Source organism: Streptomyces sp. NPDC059398 (genome assembly GCF_042751845.1).
GTDB lineage: Bacteria > Actinomycetota > Actinomycetes > Streptomycetales > Streptomycetaceae > Streptomyces.
Window position 1 is genome coordinate 33,296 of record NZ_JBHYWP010000002.1, and the last position, 4,985, is coordinate 38,280.

5 protein-coding genes are annotated in these 4,985 nt (G+C 72.5%); all 5 read left to right on the forward strand.

What is annotated here, in order from left to right; all coding sequences use genetic code 11:
- Window positions 1-201 precede the first annotated feature (201 nt).
- From ACFXBC_RS01305 to ACFXBC_RS01325, 5 genes are read left to right on the forward strand one after another with little or no spacing between them, the layout of a single operon-like run.
- Window positions 202-1,326: an ATP-binding cassette domain-containing protein gene (locus ACFXBC_RS01305; RefSeq protein WP_385017144.1), complete on the forward strand. Its 1,125-nt coding sequence runs from the start codon at window positions 202-204 to the stop codon at window positions 1,324-1,326.
- Window positions 1,323-2,123, forward strand: a complete 801-nt coding sequence (locus ACFXBC_RS01310) for an ABC transporter permease (RefSeq protein WP_385017147.1) — start codon at window positions 1,323-1,325, stop codon at window positions 2,121-2,123. Before ACFXBC_RS01305 ends, ACFXBC_RS01310 begins: the two co-directional genes overlap by 4 nt.
- Window positions 2,124-2,128: 5 nt before the next feature.
- Entirely contained in the window at window positions 2,129-3,028 is a 900-nt protein-coding gene (locus tag ACFXBC_RS01315) for a thioesterase II family protein (RefSeq protein ID WP_385017150.1), read from the forward strand.
- 17 nt (window positions 3,029-3,045) lie between these two features.
- Window positions 3,046-3,972 carry an ABC transporter ATP-binding protein gene (locus ACFXBC_RS01320; protein WP_385017429.1) on the forward strand — a complete coding sequence of 309 codons (927 nt, stop codon included), beginning with the start codon at window positions 3,046-3,048 and terminating at the stop codon, window positions 3,970-3,972.
- The gene (locus ACFXBC_RS01325; protein ID WP_385017153.1) at window positions 3,969-4,823 is read left to right on the forward strand and encodes an ABC transporter permease; all 855 of its coding nucleotides are present in this window, start codon (window positions 3,969-3,971) and stop codon (window positions 4,821-4,823) included. Before ACFXBC_RS01320 ends, ACFXBC_RS01325 begins: the two co-directional genes overlap by 4 nt.
- Window positions 4,824-4,985: the final 162 nt, after the last annotated feature.

The following is a 4,985-nucleotide window of genomic DNA, read 5'->3' on the forward strand; positions in this document are numbered from 1 at the left end:
GGATACGACTCCCTCGTTCTCGCTTTCCGACTGGCCAGAACCGTAGGGAGCCGTTATTTCGGTGCGTTATTGAAGACCTTTCCGCGCTCCGCACCGGCCCGGCGGCTCCGGCCGGCCTTATGCGGGCGATAAGCCGCCGATAGACGGGCCTTCTAGCGTCCGGTCGCCGCTTTCTTTTCCCGCGGACACCGAGAGGACCCCATGACAACCACAACCCCTGCGATACGGACAGAAGATCTGGTCAAGAACTTCGGGGGCACCCCCGCCGTGCGGGGCGTGAGCCTTGAGGTTCCGACCGGTGTGGTGCTCGGCCTGCTGGGCCCCAACGGAGCCGGCAAGACGACCACGGTCCGCATGCTCGCGACACTGACCCGGCCGGACGGAGGCCGCGCCCTGGTGCACGGCTACGACGTCGTGAAGCAGCCCCGCGAAGTCCGCTCCCTGATCGGGATGACCGGGCAGTACGCGGCCGTCGACGAGGACATCTCCGGCTGGGAGAACCTCTATCTCGTCGGCCGGCTGCTCAACATGGGCCGCAGGCAGGCCCGCAGCAGCGCCGAGGCCATGCTGGAACGCTTCGGCCTCACCGAAGCGGGCGGCAGGCCGGTGCGCGGCTACTCCGGTGGCATGCGCCGCAGACTCGATCTGGCGGCGAGCCTGCTCGGCGACCCGAAGGTGCTGTTCCTGGACGAGCCGACCACCGGACTCGACCCGCACAGCCGCAACGCCCTCTGGGCCGAGGTGCGTGCCCTGGCCGGGAACGGTACGACCGTGCTGCTGACCACCCAGTACATGGAGGAGGCCGAGGCGCTGGCCGACTCCGTCATGGTGATCGACCACGGCCAGGTCATCGCGTCCGGCACCAGCCAGGAGCTGCGCGAGCGGATCGGCGGCCCGGTCCTGCGGATCGCGCCGGAACGGCCGGACGACCTGGCCGCGGTGCGCCGCGCGCTGCTCGCCGCCGGCCTCGGTACGGCCCGCGCGGACGACGAGGAGTCGGTGGTGTCGCTCCCGCTGAGCGGAACCGGCGCCGAACTCACCTCTGCGGTCAGGGTGCTGGGCGATGCGGGGATCCCGCTGGCCCGCGTCGACACCCATGTGCCGAGCCTCGACGAAGTCTTCCTGACCCTGACCGGCACGGCACCCGCCGTACTCCCGGACAACCGGCCGGAGGCCGCGGACCCGGGCCACTCCGCGGAGACCGTCGAGACCTCCGGCACCCCCGGCCCTTCTGACACCACCGACACCACCGGCGCCGCGGGGTCCCTCGCGGGGCGGCCCGCCCGGACCTCCGCCGACCACGAGATCACCAGGAGCGCGGCATGAGTACGGCAGTCTCCGTCCCTCTGGCCGGTGTCCCCGGTCCCCGTGAGGCACTGCGCCATTCGCTGGCCATCGCCCGGCGCAATCTGCGCAAGGTGCTCGCCAGCCCCGGCCAGGTGCTCGACGCGACGCTGATGCCGGTCATCTTCGCGCTGATCTTCGTCTACATATTCGGCGGCGCGATCTCCGGAAGCGCCGGCGCCTACCGGCAGTTCGTGATGCCCGGCATCATGGCGCTGACCACCACCATCGCCTCACGCACCTCGGGCACCAGCCTGAGCATCGACTTCTCCACCGGCGTGATGGACCGCTTCCGCTCGCTGCCGATGGCGCGGTCGGCGGTGCTGTCCGGCCGGATCCTCGCGGACACCGTACGGATGCTGGCCAGCCTGCTCGTGGTGTTCGCCTTCGCCCTGGCGATCGGCTTCCGGGTGCACACCGGGATCCTCCAGGCAGCGGCCGCGATCGGGCTGATCCTGCTGTACGGGGTCGCGCTGGCCTGGCTGCACGCGTTCATCGGGCTGACCGCGCGCACCATCGAGACCGTGCAGAGCGTGGGCATGCTCGCCATGGTGCCGCTCCAGTTCGGCAGCTCCATCTTCGTCGCCCCCGGGACCATGCCGCACTGGCTCGGCCTGGTGGTCGCGCACAACCCGATGTCGACGGTGGTCGACGCGGCGCGCGGGCTGCTGACCGGCGGCCCGGTGGCCGGCGATGTGGTGGGCGCCCTGGCCTGGAGCCTGGGCCTGATCGCGGTGCTGGCCCCGCTCTCCGTACGCCAGTACCGCCGCCGCAGGTGAGCTGTATGACAGCTATGGATCCCACCTGTGCTCCCGCTCCCGCCCCCACCGCAGCTCCGAATCCGGCTCCGAATCCGGCCGCCACCGCCCGCTGGCTGCGAGACCTCGGCACCACCGGCCCCGATCCCCGGATCCGGCTGGTCTGCTTCCCGCACGCCGGGGGCGCGGCGAGCTTCTTCCGCGGCTGGCCGGCCCGGCTCGACCGGGACACCCAGGTCCTCGCGGTGCGCTACCCCGGCCGTGAGGACCGGATCACCGACCCGCTCGTCGCCCGCATGGACCAGCTCGCCGGGCCGCTCACCGAGGCGGTGGCCCCCCTCATGGACCGGCCCGTGGCGTTCTTCGGCCACAGCATGGGCGCGTCGGTGGCGTACGAGGTCGCCTCCCGCCTCGCCGCTTCGGGGCGCCCGGGACCCGCCGCGCTGCTGGTCTCCGGCCGGGCCGCCCCGCACCGTCTGGCCCGCACGACCCTCGGGGGAGACGGCAACGACGCGCTGATCGCCGACGTCCGGCGCCGCGGCGGTCCGCTCGCCGCCGCGCTCGACGACCCCGATCTGCTCGACCTGGTCCTCCCGGCGATCCGCTCGGACTACCTGCTGGTCGACGGCTACGCGGAGCAGGCCCGGCTGCGCGTCCTCGACACCGACGTCGTCGCCTACTACGGCGACGCCGACCCCGACGTACCGGCCGATTCGGTGCTGGCCTGGGGCGATGTGAGCCCCGGCCGGTTCGACGCCAGGCGCTTCACGGGCGACCACTTCTACCTGGTGCCCCGGGCCGCCGAACTGGCCGCCGACATCGCGGGCCGGCTGCGCGCCCTCCGCGCCGCGGAGCCACCGCACCGGGCCCCGCACCCAGTCCACCGGTCCCCGTACCGGAATCCCCCACAGGAAAGGCAGTTCTGATGACCCGTCCCGCCCCTCTGGTCGAGGCCAGCGGCCTGACAAAACGCTACGGCGACCGGACCGCCGTGCAGGACCTCACCTTCACCGTCCAGCCGGGCAAGGTCACCGGCTTCCTCGGGCCCAACGGCGCGGGAAAGTCCACGACCATGCGGCTGCTGCTCGGACTCGACCGCCCGGACAGCGGCTCCGCCACCATCGGCGGTGTCCCGTACGGACGGCTGATCCACCCGCTGCGCACCATCGGTGCGCTGCTGGAGGCGAAGGCCATGCACAAGGGCCGCAGCGCCTACCACCACCTGCTCTTCCTCGCCCGCACCCAGGGCCTGCCCGCCGCACGGGTGGACGAGGTGCTGGAACGGGTGGGACTGACCGAGGTCCGCAGGTCACGTTCCGGCGGCTTCTCCCTGGGCATGGGCCAGCGGCTCGGCATCGCGGCGGCGCTGCTCGGCGATCCGCAGATCCTGCTCCTGGACGAGCCGGTCAACGGGCTCGACCCCGAGGGGGTCCTGTGGATCCGCAACCTCATGAAGTCCCTCGCTGCCGAGGGCAGGACGGTCCTGGTCTCCAGCCATCTGATGAACGAGATGGCCGTCACCGCCGACCACCTCATCGTCATCGGCCGGGGGCGGCTGCTCGCGGACTGCCCGGTCGCCGAGTTCATCGACGCCAACTCCACCACGTCGGTTCTCGTCCGCACCCCGGACGCCGACCGGCTGCGCGACATCGTCGCGGCCAGGGGAGCCGTCGCCGAGCAGGGCCCGTCCGGTGCGCTGACCGTCACCGGCTCCGAGGCCGAGGAGGTCGCCCGGTGGGCGGCCGAGCACCGCATCGTCATCCATGAACTCACCCCGCAACGCGCCTCCCTGGAAGAGGCGTTCATGCGGATGACCAGCGGCAGCGTCGAGTACGGCGATGCCACCCTCACCAGCGGGAGCGCGGCATGACCACAGCGACCACCCCGGCGGGCAGCGCTCTGCCCGCAGCCCTGCCGGCCCGGTCGGCCTCCGGCGGATCCGTCCCCTTCATCGGGCTGCTGCGCGCCGAGTGGATCAAGATCCGCTCCGTGCGCTCCACGCTGTGGACCCTGCTGCTGATGCTGGTGACCGCGGTCGGCGTATCGGTCCTGCTCTCCGCGCTCGCGGCGTCGAAGTGGGACACAGCGTCGCCCGCCGACCACCGGAAGATACTGAACGACCCGGTCGGTGCGATCTTCGGCGGACTCGGGCTCGCCGAGCTGGTGATCTGCGTGCTCGGTGTGCTGGTCGTCACCAGCGAGTACTCCAGCGGCACCATCCGGGCCAGTGTCCTGGCCGTACCCAAGCGGGCGCCGATGCTCGCCGCCAAGGCGCTGGTGTTCGCGGCGCTGACGCTGGTGGCCGGTGAGATCGCCGCCTTCGCCTCGTTCCTCGCCGGGGCGCGGCTGCTCCACCCGCACGCCCCGATAGCGCTGTCCGATCCGGGAGTGCTGAAGGCCGTCGCGGGCACCGGCCTCTTCCTCGCGGCCATGGGCGTGTTCGCCCTGGCCGTCGGCGCGCTGATCAGGCACACGGCGGGAGCGGTCGCCGGGGTGATCACCTTCGTCCTGGTCCTCTCCCCCCTGGCATCGAGCCTGCCGGGGACAGCGGGGCGAGACATCGCCGCCTGGCTGCCCACCAACGCGGGCCAGCTGATCGCCTTCACCCACCCGTCGGCCGACCAGATCCTCACGCCGTGGCAGGGCCTGGGTGTCTGTGCGGCCTGGGGGGTCGGGCTGCTGGTGCTGGCCTCGGTCCTGCTGAGGAAGCGCGACGTCTGAACCGGATCGGCCCGAACCGGACCGGCCGGGCCCCGACCGTGGCGTCTCCGGGACGGACCCGCGCCCGCCGTACCCCGGCGGGGGGGGGGGGCCCCCCGGGGCCCCCCCCCCAGCCCACCCCAAGCCCCCACCCACCCCCCCCACCCCACACAACAGCGCGCG

What these genes read in the sequence shown, in the direction of transcription:
- ACFXBC_RS01305 (WP_385017144.1), top strand. Translation starts at nt 202, where the DNA reads ATGACAACCACAACCCCTGCGATACGGACAGAAGATCTGGTCAAGAAC.
- ACFXBC_RS01310 (WP_385017147.1), top strand. Translation starts at nt 1,323, where the DNA reads ATGAGTACGGCAGTCTCCGTCCCTCTGGCCGGTGTCCCCGGTCCCCGT.
- ACFXBC_RS01315 (WP_385017150.1), top strand. Translation starts at nt 2,129, where the DNA reads ATGACAGCTATGGATCCCACCTGTGCTCCCGCTCCCGCCCCCACCGCA.
- ACFXBC_RS01325 (WP_385017153.1), top strand. Translation starts at nt 3,969, where the DNA reads ATGACCACAGCGACCACCCCGGCGGGCAGCGCTCTGCCCGCAGCCCTG.